Annotated in this window: 25 protein-coding genes and 1 tRNA gene; 13 read left to right on the top strand and 13 right to left on the bottom strand. The window is 64.1% G+C overall.

Going from position 1 to position 21,885, the window contains the following annotated elements; translation table 11 throughout:
• The first annotated feature begins 51 nt into the window (after positions 1-51).
• Complete coding sequence (gene acs / locus QZ189_RS00420; protein ID WP_296415867.1) at positions 52-2,022, top strand: acetate--CoA ligase; 1,971 nt, start codon at positions 52-54, stop codon at positions 2,020-2,022.
• On the opposite strand, the gene QZ189_RS00415 is transcribed toward acs, so the two are convergent.
• Both QZ189_RS00415 and QZ189_RS00410 read right to left on the bottom strand, forming a co-directional pair.
• Positions 2,007-2,732: a DUF1350 family protein gene (locus QZ189_RS00415; RefSeq protein WP_296418962.1), complete on the bottom strand. Its 726-nt coding sequence runs from the start codon at positions 2,730-2,732 to the stop codon at positions 2,007-2,009. The two genes, acs and QZ189_RS00415, sit on opposite strands and share 16 nt — an antisense overlap.
• The gene (locus QZ189_RS00410; protein ID WP_247478151.1) at positions 2,729-3,193 is read right to left on the bottom strand and encodes a peroxiredoxin; all 465 of its coding nucleotides are present in this window, start codon (positions 3,191-3,193) and stop codon (positions 2,729-2,731) included. The genes QZ189_RS00415 and QZ189_RS00410 overlap by 4 nt, the downstream gene beginning before the upstream one ends.
• Before the next feature lie 77 nt (positions 3,194-3,270).
• Between QZ189_RS00410 and QZ189_RS00405 the strand changes: the two genes are divergently transcribed.
• Together QZ189_RS00405 and QZ189_RS00400 are read left to right on the top strand one after the other, a co-directional pair.
• Positions 3,271-4,179 (top strand): 3'-5' exonuclease, encoded by a 909-nt coding sequence (locus tag QZ189_RS00405; RefSeq protein ID WP_296420500.1) that lies wholly within the window; start codon positions 3,271-3,273, stop codon positions 4,177-4,179.
• 89 nt (positions 4,180-4,268) lie between these two features.
• Positions 4,269-4,532 (top strand): hypothetical protein, encoded by a 264-nt coding sequence (locus QZ189_RS00400; RefSeq protein WP_010316799.1) that lies wholly within the window; start codon positions 4,269-4,271, stop codon positions 4,530-4,532.
• A 78-nt stretch (positions 4,533-4,610) separates the two neighbouring features.
• Here the strand turns inward: QZ189_RS00400 and QZ189_RS00395 are convergent.
• The 7 genes from QZ189_RS00395 to QZ189_RS00365 form a co-directional block, all read right to left on the bottom strand.
• Positions 4,611-4,684 (bottom strand) — tRNA-Pro (locus tag QZ189_RS00395).
• A 15-nt stretch (positions 4,685-4,699) separates the two neighbouring features.
• Positions 4,700-5,086 (bottom strand): hypothetical protein, encoded by a 387-nt coding sequence (locus QZ189_RS00390; protein ID WP_363155066.1) that lies wholly within the window; start codon positions 5,084-5,086, stop codon positions 4,700-4,702.
• Between the two features lie 42 nt (positions 5,087-5,128).
• Positions 5,129-5,311 (bottom strand): hypothetical protein, encoded by a 183-nt coding sequence (locus tag QZ189_RS00385; RefSeq protein ID WP_010316801.1) that lies wholly within the window; start codon positions 5,309-5,311, stop codon positions 5,129-5,131.
• Positions 5,311-5,604: a hypothetical protein gene (locus tag QZ189_RS00380; protein ID WP_010316802.1), complete on the bottom strand. Its 294-nt coding sequence runs from the start codon at positions 5,602-5,604 to the stop codon at positions 5,311-5,313. Before QZ189_RS00380 ends, QZ189_RS00385 begins: the two co-directional genes overlap by 1 nt.
• Complete coding sequence (gene msrA, locus QZ189_RS00375) at positions 5,604-6,362, bottom strand: peptide-methionine (S)-S-oxide reductase MsrA (RefSeq protein WP_296415862.1); 759 nt, start codon at positions 6,360-6,362, stop codon at positions 5,604-5,606. Before msrA ends, QZ189_RS00380 begins: the two co-directional genes overlap by 1 nt.
• A gap of 34 nt (positions 6,363-6,396) precedes the next feature.
• On the bottom strand, positions 6,397-6,651 hold the full coding sequence (locus QZ189_RS00370; protein ID WP_010316804.1) for a hypothetical protein: 255 nt from the start codon (positions 6,649-6,651) through the stop codon (positions 6,397-6,399).
• An 83-nt stretch (positions 6,652-6,734) separates the two neighbouring features.
• Positions 6,735-8,495: an ABC transporter ATP-binding protein gene (locus tag QZ189_RS00365; RefSeq protein WP_296415860.1), complete on the bottom strand. Its 1,761-nt coding sequence runs from the start codon at positions 8,493-8,495 to the stop codon at positions 6,735-6,737.
• A gap of 89 nt (positions 8,496-8,584) precedes the next feature.
• On the opposite strand from QZ189_RS00365, the gene QZ189_RS00360 reads away from it, so the two are divergent.
• The 9 genes from QZ189_RS00360 to QZ189_RS00320 all read left to right on the top strand — a co-directional run bounded on the left by QZ189_RS00360 (position 8,585) and on the right by QZ189_RS00320 (position 19,117).
• Positions 8,585-8,899: a DUF3288 family protein gene (locus QZ189_RS00360; protein ID WP_296420498.1), complete on the top strand. Its 315-nt coding sequence runs from the start codon at positions 8,585-8,587 to the stop codon at positions 8,897-8,899.
• A 41-nt stretch (positions 8,900-8,940) separates the two neighbouring features.
• Complete coding sequence (trpD, locus tag QZ189_RS00355) at positions 8,941-9,969, top strand: anthranilate phosphoribosyltransferase (RefSeq protein ID WP_296415859.1); 1,029 nt, start codon at positions 8,941-8,943, stop codon at positions 9,967-9,969.
• 25 nt (positions 9,970-9,994) lie between these two features.
• Entirely contained in the window at positions 9,995-11,140 is a 1,146-nt protein-coding gene (gene carA, locus QZ189_RS00350) for a glutamine-hydrolyzing carbamoyl-phosphate synthase small subunit (protein WP_296415858.1), read from the top strand.
• Between the two features lie 101 nt (positions 11,141-11,241).
• Complete coding sequence (locus tag QZ189_RS00345) at positions 11,242-11,589, top strand: STAS domain-containing protein (RefSeq protein WP_010316811.1); 348 nt, start codon at positions 11,242-11,244, stop codon at positions 11,587-11,589.
• 106 nt (positions 11,590-11,695) lie between these two features.
• Positions 11,696-11,995: a ribonuclease III domain-containing protein gene (locus QZ189_RS00340; protein ID WP_156797920.1), complete on the top strand. Its 300-nt coding sequence runs from the start codon at positions 11,696-11,698 to the stop codon at positions 11,993-11,995.
• A gap of 18 nt (positions 11,996-12,013) precedes the next feature.
• The gene (gene rlmB, locus QZ189_RS00335; protein WP_296420496.1) at positions 12,014-13,663 is read left to right on the top strand and encodes a 23S rRNA (guanosine(2251)-2'-O)-methyltransferase RlmB; all 1,650 of its coding nucleotides are present in this window, start codon (positions 12,014-12,016) and stop codon (positions 13,661-13,663) included.
• Positions 13,664-13,716: 53 nt separating this feature from the next.
• A complete protein-coding gene (locus tag QZ189_RS00330) occupies positions 13,717-13,962 on the top strand; it encodes a DUF1816 domain-containing protein (protein WP_247478213.1) in 246 nt (81 codons plus the stop codon).
• 48 nt (positions 13,963-14,010) lie between these two features.
• Positions 14,011-15,471 (top strand): Asp-tRNA(Asn)/Glu-tRNA(Gln) amidotransferase subunit GatA, encoded by a 1,461-nt coding sequence (gene gatA / locus QZ189_RS00325; RefSeq protein ID WP_010316816.1) that lies wholly within the window; start codon positions 14,011-14,013, stop codon positions 15,469-15,471.
• Between the two features lie 106 nt (positions 15,472-15,577).
• Positions 15,578-19,117, top strand: a complete 3,540-nt coding sequence (locus tag QZ189_RS00320) for a DNA polymerase III subunit alpha (protein ID WP_296415854.1) — start codon at positions 15,578-15,580, stop codon at positions 19,115-19,117.
• Here the strand turns inward: QZ189_RS00320 and QZ189_RS00315 are convergent.
• The 3 genes from QZ189_RS00315 to ruvA all read right to left on the bottom strand — a co-directional run bounded on the left by QZ189_RS00315 (position 19,092) and on the right by ruvA (position 20,510).
• Complete coding sequence (locus tag QZ189_RS00315; RefSeq protein ID WP_247478217.1) at positions 19,092-19,523, bottom strand: PAM68 family protein; 432 nt, start codon at positions 19,521-19,523, stop codon at positions 19,092-19,094. The genes QZ189_RS00320 and QZ189_RS00315 overlap by 26 nt on opposite strands.
• A gap of 1 nt (position 19,524) precedes the next feature.
• On the bottom strand, positions 19,525-19,794 hold the full coding sequence (rpsO, locus tag QZ189_RS00310; protein ID WP_010316819.1) for a 30S ribosomal protein S15: 270 nt from the start codon (positions 19,792-19,794) through the stop codon (positions 19,525-19,527).
• A 62-nt stretch (positions 19,795-19,856) separates the two neighbouring features.
• Entirely contained in the window at positions 19,857-20,510 is a 654-nt protein-coding gene (gene ruvA / locus QZ189_RS00305; protein WP_029626278.1) for a Holliday junction branch migration protein RuvA, read from the bottom strand.
• A 22-nt stretch (positions 20,511-20,532) separates the two neighbouring features.
• Between ruvA and QZ189_RS00300 the strand changes: the two genes are divergently transcribed.
• A complete protein-coding gene (locus QZ189_RS00300; RefSeq protein WP_296415852.1) occupies positions 20,533-21,012 on the top strand; it encodes a hypothetical protein in 480 nt (159 codons plus the stop codon).
• On the opposite strand, the gene QZ189_RS00295 is transcribed toward QZ189_RS00300, so the two are convergent.
• The gene (locus QZ189_RS00295; RefSeq protein ID WP_296420494.1) at positions 21,009-21,884 is read right to left on the bottom strand and encodes an EamA family transporter; all 876 of its coding nucleotides are present in this window, start codon (positions 21,882-21,884) and stop codon (positions 21,009-21,011) included. The genes QZ189_RS00300 and QZ189_RS00295 overlap by 4 nt on opposite strands.
• Position 21,885: the final 1 nt, after the last annotated feature.

Raw genomic sequence — 21,885 nt, 5'->3', positions numbered from 1 at the left:
AGAGCAGCCTTTTTCCTCGCTTGAATGGCTCCATTGCGTTGTCGATGGGCCATGGCTGAGACCGGGATTGAGTCGGTGCTCAATGAGGCGCGGGTGTTTGATCCACCGGCCGCCCTGTCGGCATCCGCTCGGATCGGCTCCTTGCAGGCCTACCGGGACCTGGCCGCCCAAGCTGAAGCCGATCCCGATGGGTTCTGGGGTGAAGCGGCTCGGCGGGAGCTGCATTGGTTTAAGCCGTTCGAGACGGTCCTCGACTGGAGTAACCCACCCTTTGCCCGCTGGTTTGAAGGGGGCCAAACCAACCTGTCGTTTAACTGCCTGGATCGCCATCTCGATGGTCCCCGGGCCGACAAGACGGCCCTGATCTGGGAGGGGGAACCGGGTGATGTGCGGCGCTTCAGCTACCGCGAACTGCACGCGGAAGTCTGCAAAGCGGCCAATGCCCTGAAGGCCCTTGGCGTTGGTAAGGGCGACTTGGTGGCCCTGTACATGCCGATGGTTCCGGAGGCCGCCATCGCGATGTTGGCCTGTGCCCGTATTGGTGCGCCCCATTCCGTGGTCTTTGGTGGTTTCTCCGCCGATGCGCTGCGCGATCGCCTGATCGATGGTCAGGTCAAGCTCGTTGTGACGGCGGATGGGGGCTTCCGCAAGGACAAGCCGGTTCCCCTCAAGCCCGCCGTGGATGAAGCGCTTGCGGCAAAGGGTGGTGCTCCGAGTGTGGAGAAGGTTCTGGTCGTCCAGCGCATCGATTCGGGCTGTGCCATGGAGTCCGGTCGTGACCACTGGTGGCATGAGCTCGTGGATGGTCAGAGCAGCGATTGTGCGGCGGAGCCGATGGAGAGCGAGGACCGCCTCTTCGTCCTCTACACCTCCGGTTCCACCGGTAAGCCCAAGGGGGTGGTTCACACCACGGCTGGCTACAACCTCTGGGCTCACCTGACCTTCCAGTGGATCTTCGACATCCGCGAAGACGACGTCCACTGGTGTACAGCGGATGTGGGCTGGATCACCGGCCACAGCTACATCGTCTACGGCCCTCTCTCCAATGGCGCGACGACGGTGATGTACGAAGGGGCTCCTCGCCCCAGCAACCCCGGGGCCTTCTGGGAGCTGATCCAGAAACACCGTTGCACCATCTTCTACACGGCGCCCACGGCGATCCGCGCCTTCATGAAGAGCGGCCGGGAGGTGCCGGATCAGTACGACATGAGCTCCCTGCGGATCCTCGGCACCGTGGGGGAGCCGATCAATCCAGAGGCCTGGATCTGGTATCGCGATGTGATCGGCGGTGGTCGCTGCCCGATCGTCGACACCTGGTGGCAGACGGAGACCGGTGGGGTGATGATCAGCCCCCTTCCTGGGGCGACGCCGACCAAGCCAGGCTCGGCGACCCTTCCACTCCCCGGCATCCAAGCCGACATCGTCGACCACGACGGCAACTCCCAAGGAGCGGATCAAGGTGGCTACCTCGCGGTGCGTCGTCCCTGGCCGGGAATGATGCGCACGGTCCACGGCGATCCCGACCGTTTCCGTAAGAGCTACTGGGAGGAGATTCGCCCGGCCGATGGCTCCCACATCTACTTCGCCGGAGACGGCGCCCGCCGCGATGCCGACGGTTACTTCTGGGTGATGGGCCGGGTCGACGACGTGATCAACGTCAGTGGCCACCGTCTGGGGACGATGGAAATTGAAAGTGCTCTGGTCAGTCATCCCGCCGTGGCGGAATCCGCTGTGGTGGGTCGCCCGGATGACCTCAAGGGTGAGGGCATCGTTGCGTTTGTGACCCTTGAGGCCGGCCGCAGTGGTGATGACGCCTTGGTGGCCGAACTGCGCAGCCATGTGGGCAAGGAGATCGGTCCGATTGCCCGCCCGGATGTGATCAAGTTCAGCGACGCCCTACCGAAGACCCGCAGCGGCAAGATCATGCGCCGGATCCTGCGCTCCCTCGCCGCCGGTCAGGAGGTCAGCGGTGACACCTCAACCCTGGAGGATCGCTCCGTTCTTGATCAGCTGCGGGTCTGATCCGGGCTCGTCCACCACTGCAGCAGCTGATCGGCCAGTTGATCCAGTTCCCTCTGTCGGGCTGGATCATCGGCCCATCCCCCGAGCAGGTTCTGGCGTAGCCCTGCGCTGGCTGGGGTGAGGTGATCCCCGGCGCGCTCGAGCAAGCGGGTGCTGTCCTGGCTTCGGTTTTGAAGTACCTGCAGGAGCCGAGGGCTCTGGTCCAGTTGGTCGCTTTTGAAGCGCACCAGCAGGTTGTTGGCTTGTCTGTAATTTTTGGCGATCAGCCGCAGGGTCTCCTCGGGGGATGGGCTGAACTCGCTCGTGACCCCGAGGGCTCCTCCGAGCTCGGCGAGCAGTGGAACACTGCGCTCGGCGGAGAAGTTGTTGAAGCTCATCGCTGCCAGGCCGCTGCAGCCTCGACCGTTATCGGGTGCCAACAGGTGCAGCTTGCAGCCCAGGCTGTGGCCCAGCCTCAGCGGCGGGGGCTGATCGGGGTCCCTGCGCTGGCGGAAGGTCCTCCAGGCGTCATTGGCCTGTGCCTGATGGTCAAAGCCGGGGACATAGCTCCAGGCGTGGATGGCCATGCCCCGGCGCGCCAAGGCCTCGAGAAGCCGCCGATAGCTGATCTGCGGCGTCGCAGCGAGATAGCTGCCGCCAATGAACTCGATCAGCCCCCGCGGTTGGGGAGGGGTCCAGCACCAGAGGCTTCCGCGCTGGCGCCAGCTCATGCGGCCTGAAGGCGCTTGAGGCAGTCCAGGGCTTCACGGCGATGGGCCGGGCCATCGAGCAGGTTGTTGAACACGTGACGAACGACCCCGCTCGCGTCGATCACGTAGGTCACGCGGCCCGGCAGCAGTCCAAGGACGCCGGGCACCCCAAAGGCCTTGCGCAACTGGTTGTTTTGATCCACCAGCAGGGGATAGGGCAGGTTGTGGCGGCTGGCAAAGCGCTGATGACTGCTGGCGTTGTCGCCACTGACGCCCCAGACCTCCGCCCCTAAGGCCTGCAGGTCGGCATAGCTATCGCGGAAGGCGCAGGCCTCCATGGTGCAGCCAGGGGTGTCGTCCTTGGGATAGAAGAACAGCACCAGAGCCTTGCCCGCGAGTTGATCGCTGCGGCGCTCCACGCCGTTCTGATCCTGCAGCGCGATCAGGGGAGCGCGATCACCGCTTTTCAGGGCTTGGGCCAAGGCCGGTACAAGAGCTGCGCAAACCCTAGGGAGGGGCTGGCCAGGGCTGGGATTATGGGGCGACTGCAGAGGTGGGGATGACCAGGGGCGACGCGGAGATGGACGAACAACAGCCCCGTGCTGGCTGGGAGCAGGTGGATCTGCTCAGCCTGGTCAGTGGATCCGCCGCGGCGCCAGTCGTGCCTGAGCATGAGCCGGAGCCTGCTGCGGAGACGGCTGTTGTTGCCGACCGGGCTGAGGCACCTGAGCCATCGCCTGCCGCGCGTCTCTCTGGTCCCAGTGGCCCCGAGCTGCTGTTGATCCTCGACACGGAGACCACCGGCCTCTCCCCGGCGGAGCATCGCTGCATTGAGGTCGGTGCGGTTCTTTTTTCGGTGCCGGATCGCTCGGTGTTGAGCCAGGTTTCGTTTTTGATGCCTTGCACCAGCAATGCCGCTGAAGCGGTGAATGGCATCGCCCCGGCCCTGACGCAACGCCCTCAGCCATGGCAGGCGGGTCTGGCCTGCTTCGAGGCCATGGTTGAAGCCGCTGACGTCCTCCTGGCCCATAACGCCGCCTTCGATCAGCAGTGGTTTGGTCTGGGCTCCCTGCCGGCACTCAGCAAGCCCTGGCTTTGCTCCATGGAGGACATTCGCTGGCCCCAGGAGCGTCAGCTGCGGTCCACGCCCTCGGTACGTGATCTGGCCTTGGCCTATGGCGTGCCGGTTTGGGCGGCCCATCGGGCCCTCACCGATTGCATCTACCTGGCGCAGGTCTTTGAGCGTTGCGAGGACTTGGAGGACCTCCTTCTCCAGGCGATGGAGCCGCGCCGCCTCTACCGCGCTCGTCTCTCCTATGAAGAACGCCATAAGGCCCGCGAGGCGGGCTTCCGCTGGAATCAACCGGTGAGCGGAGCCTGGAGCCGGCGCCTGTCTGACCGCGAGGTGGCCCTATTGCCCTTCCCTGTCGTTCCGGTCGATGAGGCTGCGGAATTGCGCAGCGCCTGATTTGCTTCAACAAGAGGAAGCGGATCCACTCATTTCAAGGAGCAGCTGAGCCTTCTCTCCATCGTGGTGGGTGAGCTCTGGTCAGTTCCATGTCTGTGCATGCTCGCGGTCATCCCTCTAGGCCCTGCGCCCTGAGCAAGGTTCAGCGCTGGCAGCGCAGCCGCACCTGGGCCCGCTTAATTCGCGAAGCAGAAGCCCTCTGGCATGTGGATGTGCGCGAACTCCATCGTTTGGCTGCGCTGGAGTTGTCGCAGCTGCTGGAGGAGGTGCCGCCGGGATTGCGTCCCAGGGTGAACCGTTGGCTGCAGGGGTATCACGTTCACACGCGACTGGAGCCCGATTCGAGGGAGTAAAGCCTCAGCTTTTTGGACCAAACACAAAAAAACCACCTCTGGGGGAGGTGGTTTTGGCGGAAGTTGCCGGTGATCAAATCGGAGCGGCGGGATTTGAACCCACGACCCCCACTACCCCAAAGTGGTGCGCTACCAAGCTGCGCTACGCCCCGGCGAGAAAGAAGCTATCACAGCGCTTTGCCGCGTTTCGAGCGGATTTTTCGAAGCATTCGCCGGGTCAGTTGATCGCGGTTCAGGCCCGCGTAGCCCCAGAGGCGCAGGGCGCGAGCGAGCTCCCTTAATTCCCGCAGATTCATCGAGGCCAGGCGCAATTCAGGCACCTTCTGCCAGGCGGTGGCGGTCGGCGGCAGAGCACTGCCCACGCCGCCCGGCTTCAGGCTTGAGAGGGCACCGTCGGCCATCCACTCAGGCACCAGCACAAACAGAACGGCCAGCAGCCCGTAGAGCTCCACCAATCCGCGGGGAAGGGGGTGCAATTGCCGAGGGGCGTTGTTCTCAGCCGATTCGGTAATGGGTCTTGGCTCCGCGTCAGCGCCGGCGCCATTGTTCCGCAAGCCAGGCGTTCCCCCAAGGGGGGCAGAGCCAGAGCTGTCTGCCTAGATCAGGTCAGCCGGGCGCGCCTGAAGCGGTTTGGGGCGCTCCAGGGCGGGCTGCTCTTTCCAGAGCATCGGTGGCTCGGTGCTGGGCGCCAGGCGGACATACCAAAACACCAGTGCAAAGACCAGCCCCAAGGTGGCCAGGATGCCGATGATCACGGTTCGATCCGGTAAGGGGTTCATCAGACCTGATCCACCCGTAGGCACTGCATCCGCATCGGCAGTTGCTCCAGCGTGAGCTCATCGCCACGCAGGATCATCTCCATGCCATCACTGCTGTAGCGAACGCCAGGTTCGTTGCTTTGCAGCCGAAAAAAGGTTCTGCGGTATCCACCGCTGATGAGGGAGGCCTGGGATTGATTGCGCTCGATCACCAGCATTCCCTTGTCATGGCAGAGGTAGCGATCCTTGATCGCGTAGTCCTCCCACCAGGGGGACTGCATGGCCTGAGCCATCAGCAAGGCAAGTCCGAACATCAAAGGCGAATTGGGCTGTTGTCTCCCCGCAGAACGCAGTGGCTGATGCTCCAGTCGTAGTTCTGCCAGACCGCCGCGGGGAGTTTGTAGTGACAGCCCTCCCACTGCTCATCGAGCAAGACCCCCTGGGGTTGTGCGGAGCAGTAGGGGCGGCTGCCTGGACGGGCCAGGTACTGCTGGTGATAGCCCTCGGCGAAGAAAAAGGGTTTGCCCAGGGCAATTTCCGTGGTGATGGCTCCTTTGCCGGAGCCATTCAGCAGCTGCTGGTAGCGATCAGATGAGGCCTTGGCGACCGCCAGGAGCTTGGGCTCGTTGACGTAGATCGATGAGCGGTACTGGGTACCGGTGTCGTTGCCCTGGGCCATCCCCTGGGTTGGGTTGTGGCATTCCCAGAAGAGCTTCAGGAGATCACTGAAATCAATGGCGTTGACATCCCAAACCACACGTACGACTTCGGTGTGACCGGTTCGGCCGGAGCAGACCTCCTCATAGGTCGGGTTCGGGGTGTAGCCACCGGCGTAGCCCACCGCGGTCGTGATCACCCCGGGCAAGCGCCAGAACCCCTTCTCCGCGCCCCAGAAACAGCCGCAGCCAAACAGGGCTTCCTGCTGACTGGTGCTCAACGGAGCCTTCAGCGCTGTACCCAGGACCACGTGGCGATCCGCCGTCGCGATCGGATCGGGGCGTCCTGGTAGGGCCGCTTCTGGTGCAATCAGGTTTGTCTTTGATCCACCCATGCCCTGAAACAGTCCGAACACCACAACAGCCTTTGCTGGCCAGAGCCTAGGAAGTTCAACCCTCGCTCGAAGTCGATTCCAGGGCGATGTGATTCAGCAGGGTTGTGGTGAAGGTGAAGAGCAAAAACGGCAGGGACAGCACCAGGATCAGCCCAACGCCCACCAGGGCCACGATCGGTTTGCTAGCGCCCATCAGCGCGAGTCCGGCCGCCAGGCTGACAAAGATGACCAGCATCCAAATCAGGATCTGGCCGTAGATATCGCCAAAGGTCAGGGTGCAGCGCAGGCGGTAGGCAGAGCTGGTGAGCATGGGGGCGCTCAGCGGAGGCGTCCCTCCAGCTAAGCGAGCTCAAGCGGGCTTGTCCTGGGATGTTGCAAGAACGATGCTGTCCTTCAAGCCACGCGCGTGAGTTGTTCCTCCGCCTGTTCCCGCTCCCAGAGCCTGCGGTAGGTGCCGGCTTCCTCGAGGAGCGCGTTGTGGTGTCCCTGCTGCACCAGGCGCCCCTCGTCCAGGACAAGGATTCGATCACAGGCCGCTGCCGCTGAGAGTTGGTGGCTGATCATCAAGATCGTTCGGTCCCGCTGGGCGCGAATCGAGCTCAGGATGTCGGCGGCCGTGTTGTTGTCCACGCTGGCCAGGGCGTCATCGAGCACCAAGAGCGGGGCTTGAACCAGCAGGGCACGACCCAGGGCTGTGCGTTGGCGCTGTCCGCCACTCAGGGTGATGCCGCGCTCCCCTACGAGGGTTTCGTAGCGATCGGGGAAGCCCCGCACATCAGCGGCCAGTCGCGCCTGCTCCGCTGCCTGCTCGATCCGCGCTTGATCCGCGTCTGGTTCTCCATAGCGGAGGTTGTCGGCGAGGCTCGCAGTGAAGAGGTAGCCCTCCTGGGGGACCAGGGCGACCTGTTGGCGGAGCTGCTCGAGGTCGAGGGCTGTGATGTCAGTCCCATCGAGGTACAACTGCCCTTCAGGCACGTCCACCATCCGGCCCAGGGCCCTGGCCAAGGTGGTTTTGCCGCATCCCACGGGTCCGACAACGGCCACGAGCTCCCCTGGGGCAAGGCGGAAGCTGACGTCCTCAAGGGTGTTGCGCTCCGCGTCGGGGTAACGCAGGGTGAGGCCTCGGGCTTCGATCCCAGCGGCTTGGCTGCCCGTCCGTTGGGGAACTGGCTTTGGTGCCTCAGGGGATTGGATGCGCGGCGTCCGGCGCAGCAGCTCTTCGACGCGCTCCAGGCTCACCTGGCCGGTCTGGAAGGTATTCAGCGTGAATCCCAGAAGGGCCGTCGGGAAGACCAGTCGCTCGACATAAAGGATCAAGGCCACCAAATCCCCGATGGAGAGGCGACCGCTCTCCAGTTGCCCGCTGCCGAGGGCGAGCAGCAACAGCAAACTGACCGACGAGATGCCCTCCAGGAGAGGGAAGAGCGTGCTGCGGGTGCGGGCTAACTGGAGAGCGTCATCCCGGTAACGCTTGTTGCGCCGCTCGAAGGCCTCCCGCTCGGTGCGTTCTTGGCCATAGATCTTGATGGCGCTGATGCCGGAGAGGTCCTCCTGGATCAGGTCGCTCAATTCCCCGAGCGCTTCCTGCTGACGGCGCTGTTGCCGCATCATCCGGCCGCCGAAGAGTCGAACGGTGGTCAACATCAAGGGGTAGAGCCCCACCGCCGCCAGGCTGAGCAGTGGGTCGATGGCGAGCATCGCCGGCAGCGTCAGGGCGTAGGCGAGGGCGGTGTTCGTGAGGCTGAGCACCGCAAAGCCCAGCAGGCGCCGCACGTTCTCCACATCACTGGTGGCTCGGCTGATCACTTCGCCGCTGCCGGTGCTCTGCACCCAACCGGGCTCCTGACGGAGCATGTGATCGAAGATCTTCTGCTTCAGCTGGGCCTCCACCTGCCGGCCCACTCCGAAGACCAGCATTCGCGAGACCAGCCGGACGCCCCCCATGAGGGTCGCCAGCACGACGATGATTCCCGCCTGCCGCAGCACGTCGCTGTAGGTGAAGCCGTCCTGGAGGTCATCGATGACGCCCCGCACCATCAGCGGGATCGTGACGCTCAAGAGGTTGACGACCACTAGGGCGGCGACGCCCAGAAGCACCGTGCGCCGATAGGGCCGCAGGTAGCGCTGGATCAGTCCGAAGCGGATCGCCGCCATGGATCAAGGCAAGGTTTCGCCAACCTAGGCAGCGACCCCAGAACAGCGTTGTTGAGCGATGCTGTGCCGGCGCACCCTCAGTCGGCTCGATGGACGAGAACCAGCAGTCTCATCCTCTTTATGGAACCGAACGCGACCTGGTGGACCGCTTGTTGGCCATTGAGGCCCCTGCTGATGCCGATCTGGTGGAGCTGGGTCGCCTGTTGATGCGTTACGAGGGATTTCCCGGGGCCCTGGATCTTCAGGAGGATCTCCAGAAGACCCTGCGTCTGTGGGGCTTAAGCCGCGAGCAACTGCATCAGCGCACGCGGGCGATCTGGGCTGGCGGCTATCGGCCGGGGGCTGAAGCCGCACCTCAGGCCGTGGGATCTGGTTTTGACACGTCCGATCAGGACAGTCCCTGAGCCTTGTTTTTGCTAGAGACCAATTTCGTTCTTGCGTTTTGATGACAGCCCCCCAGTCCTGGTCGGCCCTTCTCGATCAACTCCTGCGCGGTGAGTCGTTGCAGGGATCGCAGGCACGCGATCTGATGGAGGCCTGGCTGTCTGAACAGCTCGAGCCCGTTCAAACGGGCGCCTTCCTCGCGGCCCTTCGCTCCAAGGGGATGAACGGTGAGGAGCTGGCGGCCATGGCTGAGGTCCTGCGCGCTGCTGCACCCCTGCCCTGTGCCCGGCCTGACCTTGAACTGGTGGATACCTGTGGCACCGGTGGGGATGGGGCCAACACGTTCAACATCTCGACGGCCGTTGCTTTTGTGGCCGCCGCCTGTGGGGCCCAGGTCGCGAAGCACGGAAACCGCAGTGCCAGCGGCAAGGTCGGCTCTGCCGATGTTCTGGAAGCGGTTGGACTGAACCTCAAAGCTCCAACCGACGTGGTGGTTCAGGCACTCAATGCCGCCGGCGTCACCTTCTTATTTGCTCCGGGCTGGCATCCCGCCTTGGTTGGACTGGCCCCCCTGCGCCGGGCCCTGGGGGTGAGAACGGTGTTCAACCTGCTGGGTCCCCTGGTCAATCCCCTCAGGCCGGACTATCAGGTCCTTGGTGTCGGAGCAGCGGAGTTGCTCGATCCCATGGCCGATGCCTTAGCCCGCTTGGGCTGCCGCCGTGCCGTCGTGGTCTTTGGCCATGGCGGGCTCGATGAAGCATCGCTTTCTGGCCCGAGTGAGTTGCGTCTGATCCAGGACGGACAGGTGGAACGCCAGCTCTTGGATCCCCAGACGCTGGGCTTGAGCCTCGCTCCGATGGAGGCCCTCCGCGGTGGAGAACTGGAGGACAACGCTCGGATCCTGGAGGCCGTGCTCCAGGGCCAGGGGAGCCAGGCGCAACAGGATGTGGTGGCCCTGAACGCGGCCCTGGTGATCTGGGCCGCTGGCTTGGCTGACTCCGTTGCGGCAGCCCTGCCTCTGGCGCAGGCCGCCATGGAGAGTGGAGCCGCCTACGCGCGGCTGCGCAGCCTCAGTCAGGCCCTGGCTTAGAACTCCCTTAAGGGAAGATGTCGGCATGAGCAGCTCACCCACCCCTCAACCAGCCCTTCTTGTGTTGGCTGACGGCCTGGTGTTGCGTGGTGAAGCCTTTGGCGCCAGAGCGACGGCCTTCGGTGAAGTGGTCTTCAACACCGGTATGACCGGTTACCAGGAGGTCATGACCGACCCCAGCTATTCCGGGCAGTTGGTCACCTTCACCTATCCCGAACTGGGCAATACCGGGGTCAACGGCAGTGATCAAGAGGCCGATGTCCCCCATGTTCGCGGTGTGATCGCCCGTCAGTTGGCTCCCACCCAGAGCAGCTGGCGCAGTGAAGGCAGCCTCGAGGCCTGGTTAGAGCAACACGGCGTGGTCGGCATCTCCGGCATTGATACCCGCTCCCTGGTGCGCCACCTGCGCGAGGGCGGTGCCATGAACGGTGCCATCAGTACTGACGGCAGCACGCCCCAGCAGTTGCTGGAGCGGGTCCAGGCGATGCCGTCAATGGCTGGTTTGAACCTGGCGAAGGACGTCTCCACCAGGGAGCCCTACACCTGGTCATCCCTTTGCCCTGCTGCCTTCGATCAACGCCTCCAGGACAATCCCGCGACCCCGTACAAGGTCGTGGCGATCGACTTCGGCATCAAACGGGCCATCCTCGAACGGTTGGTGGCCCATGGCTGCGATGTCACGGTGCTGCCGGCCGACGCCACCTTGGAGCAGGTGCTCGAGCGCCAGCCTGAAGGTGTTTTCCTCTCCAACGGCCCTGGCGACCCCTCGGCTGTGACCAGTGGGATCAACCTGGCGAAGTCGTTGGTTGAGCAGGAGGCACTGCCCCTGTTCGGGATCTGCCTGGGGCACCAGATCCTGGGTCTAGCCCTTGGTGGAAGCACGTTCAAGCTTGGCTATGGCCACCGCGGTCTGAACCACCCGTGCGGGACCACCGGTGTGGTGGAAATCACCAGCCAAAACCACGGTTTCGCCTTGGACGCTGACTCGCTCCCGGCCGATCAGATGGAGGTCACCCATCTGAATCTCAACGATCGAACCGTGGCGGCCTTTGCCCATCGCCAGAAGCCGATCTTCGGGGTGCAGTACCACCCAGAGGCCAGTCCTGGCCCCCACGATGCCGACCATCACTTCGGCCGTTTCGCCGCGCTGATGAGCGAGCGACGGGGCTGATCGATCGCAGTTTGTTGCGGTCGTGCCCGTTTCGAAAACCCTCACTACACTGCGATCGCCAGTGACGTCAGAGGTCAGCAGCCATCACTGATCTGCAGCGATTGACCGTCTCTCTACGCGGTGGTTTTGAACAGCAGGACGGATGTCTCCTGTTCAGCTTCACCGGGCAGTTGGATGCTTACTCCGAGAAGCAATTTCTCGCCTTTATCAACGACCACCTCACCAGCACCCCGCAGCCGCTGGTGCTGGACCTGAGCAAGATCGATTTCATCGATTCCTCGGGTCTCGGTGCCCTGGTGCAGTTCGCTAAACACTGCAACGACCAGAAGATCCAGTTCTTAGTGGTCGGCAATGCCAGGGTCGTCCAGACGGTGAAACTGGTAAGGCTTGAGGAGTTTCTCCATCTCCAGCCAGACCTCAACACCGCCCTCGGAGCCATCGCCGCCTAATTCGGCAGCCTGGCTGACCCAACTCCAAGCACCGGGATGGCCCGGGGAGTTGGGTCCGCTTCAGCTGGCCTGGCTAGGGGATGCGGTCTGGGAGTTGCACCAGCGCATGCGCCGCTGCCGCCAGCCGGGACGCAGTTCCGATTTGCATCGAGCCGTTGTGGCGGATGTCCGCGCAGATGCCCAGGCGGAGGCCCTCGATCGCCTGCAGGAGAAGGGATTGCTCCAGGAGGCCGAACTGGAGTGGGTGCGGCGTGGACGCAATAAAGCGGGTCGTGGGCCCCGCAAGGGAGAGGCTGGTGTCTATGGCAAGGCCACGGGATTTGAGACAATGGTGGGCTGGCTCTTTCTGCAGAACCCCAGCCGCCTTGCACAGCTGCTGGCAGAACTCGAGGACGCCGACCGATAACCCCTTTGCCTGACAACCATGAGCCCCCGTTTTGATCGTCGTAAGGACCAGCGCTCGGGCCCAGGCGGAGGGAAGCCACCCCGCGGCGGCGGACGGTTTGCCGATGATCGATCCGGTGGCGAGCGTCGCGGCGACCGTTTTGGCGGCGAGCGTTTCGGATCGGATCGGGGTGGCAACCGCTTTGGCGGGGACGAGGCCGGCGGTGGACGTCCGGGATACCGCTCCGGTGGCCGTCCTGGAGGTCGTCCTGGCGACCGATCTGGCTTCCGTGGCGGCTCGTCCCGTCCGTTTTCTCCCCGCGGTGAATGGCGTCCCGACGGAGAGCAGCGCGGTGGAGGTGGCGAGAGACGTGAGCGCTTCTCCCGTTCGGAGGGCCGCCCCGATAGCCGGGGTGAGGCCTCCAGTCGGCCCGAGCGCCGCGGCCCGCGACCCCAGGGCCGCCCGTTTTTGAAGGGACGCTCCTCTGATCGCTTCCGCGACGAGGCTCAAGAGTCCGGCCGGGACGGTTACCGCCCTGGCGGCAAGGGGCGTTTTGGCGCTCGTCGCGACGAGCAGGGTGGCGGGCGCAAGCCGTTCTCCCGTGATCGCGACCAGGCCAAGCCCATCGCCGTCGAGGTTCCCGTTGGTGAGGCCGAACGGTTCAACGCCTATCCCGCCGATGATTTGATCTGGGGGCGCCATGCGGCCCAGGCGGCCCTGGAGAGCGGCCGTCCCGTGCACCGCATCTGGTGCACCCCGGAAATGCGTTTTCAGCCCCGTTTCCTTCAGTTGCTGCGGGAAGCCAAGTCCGGCGGCGTGCTGGTGGAGGAGGTCACCTGGTCGCGTCTCGGCCAGCTGACCAATGGGGCGGTGCACCAGGGCATCGTCATGCAGGCTGCGGCCGCCGACACCCTGGATCTGGGCACCCTGATCGATGGCTGCCGCGACCTGGGTGAGCCCCCGCTGCTGATGGCCCTCGACGGCATCACCGATCCCCACAACCTTGGGGCCATCGTCCGCAGCGCAGAAGCCCTCGGCGCCCATGGACTGGTGTTGCCCCAACGCCGCAGTGCCGGTCTGACCGGTTCCGTCGCCAAGGTGGCTGCTGGAGCCCTGGAGCACCTGCCCGTGGCCCGAGTGGTCAACCTGAACCGCGCCCTCGACAGTCTGAAGAACGAGGGCTATCGGGTGATTGGTCTGGCGGGAGAGGGCAGTGTTGCCCTGAGTGAGGCTGACCTGGACGGTCCCCTGGTGGTGGTGACTGGCTCAGAAGGGGATGGTCTCTCGATGCTGACCCGCAAGCACTGCGATCAGCTGGTGCGGATCCCGATCCGTGGCGCTACCCCCAGCCTGAACGCCTCGGTCGCCACCGCGATGGTTCTTTATGAGGTGGCCCGTCGCGGCTGGATGAAGCAGATCTCGGGGGCCGCGCCGGCCCCGCGGATCGTGCGTCCTCAGTTGCCAACGCCTGCCCCCCTGGAGCTGCCGGAAGAAGGCAGTGCAGAAGCGACCTCCGCCGTTCCCGAGGACGACATCGTTCTCAGTCCCGCTGAAGAGGCCCGTGCCGATCAGCTGGTGGCCGATGTGATGGCTGAGTTCCAGGGGGATTCAGCTGCGGTTGTCGAACAGACCGATGGGGCCGATGGGACGGATCCAACCGCGACGTTCTCCTCCGACATCAAGCTCTGAATGCTGCGCTTGCCCATTCCGGAGCCAGAATGGTGTTATCGCCTCCCGTCTGGATGACGCCCCTTCTTCGGCCTCTGCGCAGCATTGCCAATGGGTTTGGTCTGGCTTGGTGGGCCCGCGTTGAAACGAGGCGGCCGGATGTGACCTACTGGTTTGGTCCCTACATCCGGCGCAGCAGCCTTGAGGCTGCGCTGCCTCCTTTTCTGGCTGACCTCCGCAGCGAAGGAGCTGCTGAGGTCAACCACTCCCTGATCAAGACCCGGCGCGCCGAGCCCCTGACCATTGCGGCCGAGGGTTAGCTCACGGGTTGGCTGATAGCGTCAACCCTTGGTTTGGACCTGGGTTTGATGGGTATCGCCGAGTGGCGCGACCAGCTCAAAAGCGGCGATGTGTCCGCCCGTGAGCTCACGGACCATCACCTCAGCCGCATCGAGGCGGTTGAGCCCAGCGTTAAGGCCTACACCGAGGTCACGGCTGAACGGGCCCGTGCCGATGCCGACCGCATTGATGCCCTGAGGGCCTCTGGTGCTGAGCTCCCGCCGTTGGCGGGTGTTCCCCTGGCGATCAAGGACAACCTCTGCACCCGCGGGATCCGAACGACCTGCTCCAGCCGGATGCTGGAGAACTTCGTTCCCCCCTATGAGTCCACGGTGACCGATCGGCTCTGGGGTGCCGGCGCAGTCCTGCTTGGCAAAACCAATCTCGACGAGTTCGCCATGGGCAGCTCGACCGAGACCTCAGTCTTCGGCCCAAGCCGCAACCCCTGGAACACGGACAAGGTTCCCGGGGGCAGTTCCGGTGGCAGTGCCGCCGCCGTGGCAGCTGGTGAGTGTGTCGGTTCCCTGGGATCAGACACCGGCGGCTCCATTCGCCAGCCCGCCTCCTTCTGCGGGGTGGTGGGCCTCAAACCCACCTACGGCCGTGTCAGCCGCTATGGCTTGGTGGCTTTCGCCAGCTCCCTGGATCAGGTGGGGCCCTTCGCCAACAGCGTCTCGGATGCCGCCGAGTTGCTCCAGGTGATCGCCGGTGAGGACCCCCGCGATTCGACCTGTCTGAAGGCTCCCGTACCCGATTACCGGGCGGCCTTGACCCAACCGGTGGCGGGGCTGCGTGTGGGCATCGTGCGGGAGTGTTTTGAAGCCGAGGGCCTGCACCCTGAGGTCAAGGCCTCGGTGATGGCCGCTGCGGCCCAACTCGAGGCCCTGGGCTGTGACCTCGTTGATGTCAGCTGCCCCCGCTTCAACGACGGCATCGCCACCTACTACGTGATTGCCCCGTCGGAGGCGTCCGCCAACCTGGCCCGCTACGACGGCGTGAAGTACGGCTACCGGGCTGAGGATGCCGCGAGCCTGGCGGAGATGACCTCCCGCAGCCGGGCCGAAGGCTTCGGTGACGAGGTCAAGCGCCGGATCCTGATTGGCACCTATGCCCTCTCGGCCGGCTACGTGGATGCCTACTACAAAAAGGCGCAGCAGGTCCGCACCCTGATTCGCCGTGACTTCGACGCCGCCTTTGGTCAGGTGGATGTGTTGCTCACCCCCACCTCACCCACCACTGCCTTTGGCTTCGGCGCCCACGCTGAAGACCCCCTGGCGATGTACTTGGCTGACCTGTTGACCATTCCCGCCAACATGGCCGGTCTGCCGGCCATCAGCCTCCCCTGCGGTTTTGATGGGGCTGGTCTGCCCATTGGCGTGCAGCTCATCACCGGTGTTCTTCAAGAGGAGCGCCTGCTCCAGGTCGCTTATCACTACGAGCAGGCCGCGCGCGTGATGGACAAGCGTCCCCAGGCGTCCTTGGTGCCCTGATCCCTAGTGGTGGCGTGCCGGGCTGAAGAAGTGGTGGCTTAGACCCTGAATCTGGTGTTGCCGGCTTAGCCTGGGCTCAGCCTCGGCTCCACCGCTTTCTTCGCGCTTGGCCTTCGTCCCCCTCCATAACCACAGCGACTACAGCCTTCTGGATGGGGCAAGTCAGCTGCCGGCCATGGTGAAGCGGGCTGAGGAGCTGGGAATGCCGGCGATCGCCCTGACCGATCACGGTGTGATGTACGGCGCGATTGAGCTGCTGAAGCTCTGCCGCGGCAGTTCCGTGAAGCCGATCATCGGCAACGAGATGTATGTCATCAATGGCTCCATTGATGACCCCAACCCACCGAAGAAGGAGCGCCGCTACCACCTGGTTGTCCTGGCCAAGAACGCGGTGGGCTATCGCAATTTGGTCAAGCTCACCAGCATCAGCCACCTGCGGGGCATGCGCGGGCGGGGCATTTTCTCCAGAGCTTGCATCGATAAGCCGACCCTCGAGCGCCATAGCGAGGGCCTGATCATTGCCACGGCCTGTCTGGGCGGTGAAATCCCCCAGGCGATCCTGCGGGACCGCCCCGATGTGGCCCGGGATGTGGCCCGTTGGTACCAGGGGGTCTTTGGCGACGACTTCTACCTCGAGATTCAAGACCACGGCTCCCCGGAAGATCGGATCGTCAATGTGGAGATGGCGAAGATCTCCAAGGAATTGGGGATTCCGTTGGTGGCGACCAACGATGCCCACTACCTCACCAGCAATGACGCCGAGGCCCACGACGCCCTGCTGTGCGTGCTGACGGGCAAGTTGGTCACCGATGAGAAGCGTCTTCGCTACACGGGGACGGAGTTCATTAAGAGCGAGCAGGAAATGCTCGGACTCTTCGCGGACCACCTGGAGCCCGAGGTGGTGGCCGAGGCCGTTGCCAATACGGCCCTGGTGGCCGAGAAGGTCGAGGACTACGACATCCTTGGGCGCTATCAAATGCCCCGCTTCCCAATCCCCGAGGGGCACACCCCGGTGAGTTATCTGCGGGAGGTGACCGAGCAGGGACTACGCGCGCGCCTGGGGCTTCCGGAGGGCAGCGGTTTCGAGGCCACCTATGGCGAACGCCTCGATTTCGAGCTCCAGGTGATGGAGCAAATGGGCTTTCCGACCTACTTCCTGGTGGTTTGGGACTACATCCGCTTTGCCCGAGACAACGGCATCCCGGTGGGCCCTGGTCGCGGTTCCGCCGCCGGCTCCTTGGTGGCCTACGCCCTCGGCATCACCAACATTGATCCGGTCACTAACGGTCTGCTCTTCGAGCGCTTCTTGAATCCAGAGCGCAAGTCGATGCCTGATATCGACACGGACTTCTGCATCGAGCGACGTGGTGAGGTGATCGACTACGTCACCGAGCGCTATGGCGAAGACAAGGTCGCCCAGATCATCACCTTCAACCGGATGACCTCCAAGGCCGTCCTCAAGGATGTGGCCCGGGTGCTGGATATCCCCTACGGCGATGCCGATCGTCTCGCCAAGTTGATTCCGGTGGTGCGCGGCAAACCCGCCAAGCTCAAGGAGATGATCGGTGAGGAATCACCCGCCCCTGAGTTCCGCGAGAAGTACCTCGGCGATCCCGCAGTGAAGCGCTGGGTCGACATGGCGATGCGCATTGAGGGAACCAACAAAACCTTTGGCGTCCACGCTGCGGGTGTGGTGATCGCCGCCGATCCCCTCGATGAAGTCGTTCCGCTGCAACGCAACAACGACGGTCAGGTGATCACCCAGTACTTCATGGAAGACGTGGAGTCCATGGGTCTGTTGAAGATGGACTTCCTGGGGTTGAAAAACCTCACGATGATCGACAAAACCGTCGATCTGGTGCAGCAGAGCTCAGGGGTCAGCATCGATCCCGATGCCCTTCCCTTGGATGACGAAGGCACCTTTGGCCTGCTGGCGCGTGGAGACCTGGAGGGCATTTTTCAGCTGGAATCCAGTGGGATGCGCCAGATCGTGCGGGACCTCAAGCCCTCCTCCCTGGAGGACATCTCCTCGATCCTGGCCCTCTACCGACCGGGCCCGCTCGACGCGGGGCTGATTCCCAAATTCATCAACCGCAAGCACGGCCGCGAGGCGATTGATTTCGCCCACGCCAAGTTGGAGCCGATCCTGCAGGAGACCTACGGGATCATGGTTTACCAGGAGCAGATCATGAAGATCGCTCAGGATCTGGCGGGCTATTCCCTTGGAGAGGCGGATCTTCTCCGCCGGGCCATGGGTAAGAAGAAAGTCTCGGAGATGCAGAAGCACCGAGACATCTTTGTCAAAGGTGCAAGTGAGCGCGGTGTCGACGCCAAGATCGCCGATGAGCTCTTCGACCAGATGGTGCTCTTCGCGGAGTACTGCTTCAACAAGAGCCATTCCACCGCCTATGGCGCGGTGACATATCAGACCGCCTACCTCAAGGCCCACTACCCCGTTGCCTATATGGCGGCGCTGCTCACGGTGAATGCCGGCAGCACCGACAAAGTGCAGCGCTACATCTCCAATTGCAATGCAATGGGGATCGAGGTCATGCCCCCCGATGTGAATGCCTCCGGGATTGACTTCACCCCCGTCGGCGATCGCATCTTGTTTGGCCTCTCGGCCGTGCGCAATCTCGGCGAGGGGGCGATTCGTGCCCTGCTGGAGGCCCGCAGCAGTGACGGTCCCTTCCAGTCCCTTGCCGATCTCTGTGATCGCATTCCCGGCACCACCTTGAACCGCCGCTCCCTGGAAGCGTTAATCCATTGCGGTGCCATGGACGCCCTCGAGCCGGAGGCCAACCGGGCCCAGCTGATGGCCGATCTGGATTTGATCGTTGATTGGGCCTCGTCCCGCGCCCGCGACCGCGCCAGTGGCCAGGGCAATCTCTTTGACCTGTTTGCGGCTCCAGCCAGCGGGGATGCAGAGGAGACCCAGGGGGGTGGATCTGACCTGAGCACCGCACCCAAGGCGGCACCGGTCAAGGACTATCCGCCCACCGAAAAGCTCAGGCTCGAGAAGGAACTGGTGGGTTTCTATCTCTCTGATCACCCGCTCAAGCAGCTGACCCGACCGGTCCAGTTGCTTTCACCCGTCGGCCTGGGTGGCCTCGAGGAGCAGGCCGATAAGGCGCGGGTCAGCGTCGTTGGCATGGTCTCAGGCCTACGCCCGGTGACCACGCGCAAGGGGGATCGGATGGCGGTCCTGCAGCTGGAGGATCTCAGCGGCAGTTGTGAAGCGGTGGTCTTCCCCAAGACCTACGCCCGCCTTTCGGATCACCTGATGGTCGATGCCCGGCTGCTGGTCTGGGCCTCCGTCGACCGGCGCGATGAACAGGTCCAGCTGATCGTGGACGACTGCCGTGTCATCGACGAGCTCCAGTTTCTTGTGGTGGAACTGGATGGACCGCAGGCCAGCGACATCGCCATTCAGCACAAGCTGCGGGAATGCCTGAACCAGCACCGCACCGAGAAAGACGAGGGAGGTGTTCGTGTCCCTGTCGTGGCGATGGTCAAGGACCAAAGCCAGGTGCGCTACGTGCGCCTGGGCCACCAGTTCTGCGTGCGCGACAGTCGTGCCGCCCTCAGCAGTCTGGAGGCCCAGGCCTTCCGGGCCCGGCTCAGCTCGAAGCTGGTGGCCGCTTAACGGAGTTGCGCAGCCGGCTGATGTTCACGCCGATCTGCTCGAATCCCAGCAGGGTTCCTGCTGAGGTTTCCCAACTTGCTGACAAGACCCCGTAGCTCAATCCGAGCAGGCCCAACAGGAAAAATCCCCCAGACGTCACCAGGGTGGCGGCGGGGGGAATGTCCAGAATTCCACGGCTGACCACCACATAGCTCACGATGAAGGTGGCCATGCCCATCACCGTGGGAATGCCGGTGGCGATGCCCACCCGCCGCGCCATTCGATTGGCGACGGCCGGTGGAATGGCTTGTGGGTTGGTCGGCTTGGAGCGACCTTGGGCTGCTTTGGATTGGCTCGGGGGAACGCTTGGCGCGAGTCCGCCGCCGCCCTTCTGCGGGCGGGAGCGGTTTTTCCCCTCGTTTGCCATCTCAGCCGCGGATGCCGAGCTTTTTGATCAGGTCGGAATAGCGCTGCTCGCTGTTGCTGCGCAGGTAGCTGAGGAGGCGCTTGCGGCGGCCGATCATCTTCAGCAGACCCTGGCGGGACGAGAAGTCATGGATGTTGCCCTGCAGGTGACCACTCAGCTTGCTGATGCGCTCGCTCAGCATCGCCACCTGAACTTCCACGGAACCGGTGTCGGTGCCATGGGTCTGGTGAGCGTTGATTAGTTCCTGCTTCTTGGTGGTGTCGAGCGGCATGCGCGGCGTCTGGCCCTGACGGTGCAAACAACCAACTTACTGCCCCGTGGGACACCCAGGTCTCAGGCCACGTCGCGGGAGAGATAGCGCAGGCTTTCCCGCAGCCAGGCGTCGCCGTCCTCCCCAAGTTCAGGGCCCTGTGGGCTGATCGCCCGCAGGGCCCGGTTGATCTCCAGGGCTTCGTAGCCGAGCGCCGAAAGGGTGAGCTGAACCTCTTCCCGAACGCCCGCGGCCGGACCCTCTCCGCTGTCGCTGACCTGCAGGTCGTCCGACTGGCTCAACTGCAGGCTTTCCCCGTAGCGCTGCTGGAGCCGGGTGCGCAGTTCCACCGAGAGCCGCTCGGCGGTGCGCTTCCCCACCCCCGGCGCCTGGCAGAGCTGGCGAAGATCGGCCTGCACAATTGCGCGCACCAGCTCCTCGCAGCTCAGTTGCCCAAGCAGCCCCAGGGCCATCTGCGGGCCGACGCCGCTGACGGCCACCAGTTCGCGGAAGAGATCGCGCTCATGGCGTGCACAGAAGCCATAGAGCGTCCAGCTGTCCTCGCGAATGACCTGGTGGACATGCAGGGCGGCCTCGGTGCCGTTTCCTCCGAGCTGATCCCAGTGGCGACGGGGCATCTGGACCTCGTAGCCCACCCCTGAGCAGACGAGTAGGACCCCGAATCGGTTGTTCAGGTGCCAGCGATCGGCGAGTTGCCCTTGCAGCCAGCCGATCATGGGGAGACGCTTACTGCCCGCCATGCTGCCCGGTCTGACCGCCCAGGCTGATCGCCTTGCACCACTTTCTCGCCTGTTGACCTGGGCTTTGGCCCTGCTGTTGTCAGCCGTGTTGGCCCTCGGGCTGGGTGGATGTGGCGGTTCTGGTCAGCCCCCCCAGAAGGTGCTGCTCTCGGCCCTTGCGCTGCAGATCGATCTCACCCAGCGCTCCATCGCCGATGCCCTGACCCTGGATGCTTCTGGCCCACCCCAGGTCAGCCGGGTGCGGGTGGAATCCCAGGAGAGCCTCCCCATTGGCGGCGGCAAAGGCATCCATCTCACGGGGCGGTTTGATTGGCGGCTGGCCGGGGATCCCATTCGCGTCGACAGCGCCTTTGACCTGTATCTGCAGCGCGGTGAGCGGGGCCAGAGCTGGCGCTTGGCCCGGCCCAGTGGCAGTGAGGACGGCGCGACCCAGGATTGGTTGACCTATCCCCTTCCGCTGAAGGGTGAGCAGAGCTAGGCGGCTTGGCGCCGCTGTGGTTTCAGGCTCAGGAGCGTTGCGGCCAGCACGAGCACTGCGGCCGTGGTGGTGTCGGGGTCGAGGGGTTCCTGGAAGAGCAGCCATCCCCACAGGGCAGCCAGCGGCACCTGGCCGTAGCTCATGGCCGTCGCTCGCGCCGCTGGCATCCCCAGTAATCCCTTGGTGATGCCGATCTGGCCCAGCTGGGTGAAGACCCCAACGCCGATTAAGGCCAAGAGTTCCCAGGTGCTTGGCCAAACCGGCTGCAGCAGCACCAGTGGCGCCGTCAGCACCAACCCCACCAGGGGGAAGTAAAAAACGATCACCAGGGGATGCTCGGTGCGGCCAAGGGCCCGCACGCTGACGTAGGCACAAGCCGACAACAGCGCTCCCGCCAGGGCCAACAGCACGCCCCCCATGGGTAAGGGCGTGGCCTGAACCTGCAGTAATCGACTGCCGAGGGGCCCAAGCAGGCCCATGAGCTCCATCGGGTTGCTGAGGATCAGGACCGCGAGCCAGCCCAGCAGCGCGGCGATCCAAACCTTGGCCCCGAGTCTTTCCTTCAAGAGCAGCCAGGCCAGCAGTGCCGTGAAGGTGGGCTGCAGGTACTGAAGGACCGTGGCGGGTGCCAGGGGCAGTTGGGCCAGGGCTGCGAAGACGCAGAACAGAGCTCCCGTGCCGATGGCGCCCCGCAGGATCAGCAGCCCTTTGCGCTGTCCCCAGGGATCGAGACCGGCCTGCCGCAGCATCGCGACACTCAGCACCAGGCTGATGGCGGAGCGAGCCATCACCACCTCGGCCACAGGGATCCGGCCGCCCAGCGCTTTGACGCAGACCCCCATCAGGCTGAAGCTCAGCGTGCTGGACAGCATC

It is taken from the genome of Vulcanococcus sp. CPBay_Sum15L08_68, from assembly GCF_017855895.1.
In the GTDB taxonomy this organism is placed as follows: domain Bacteria; phylum Cyanobacteriota; class Cyanobacteriia; order PCC-6307; family Cyanobiaceae; genus Vulcanococcus.
This window is presented reverse-complemented; position numbering and strand designations above follow the sequence as displayed.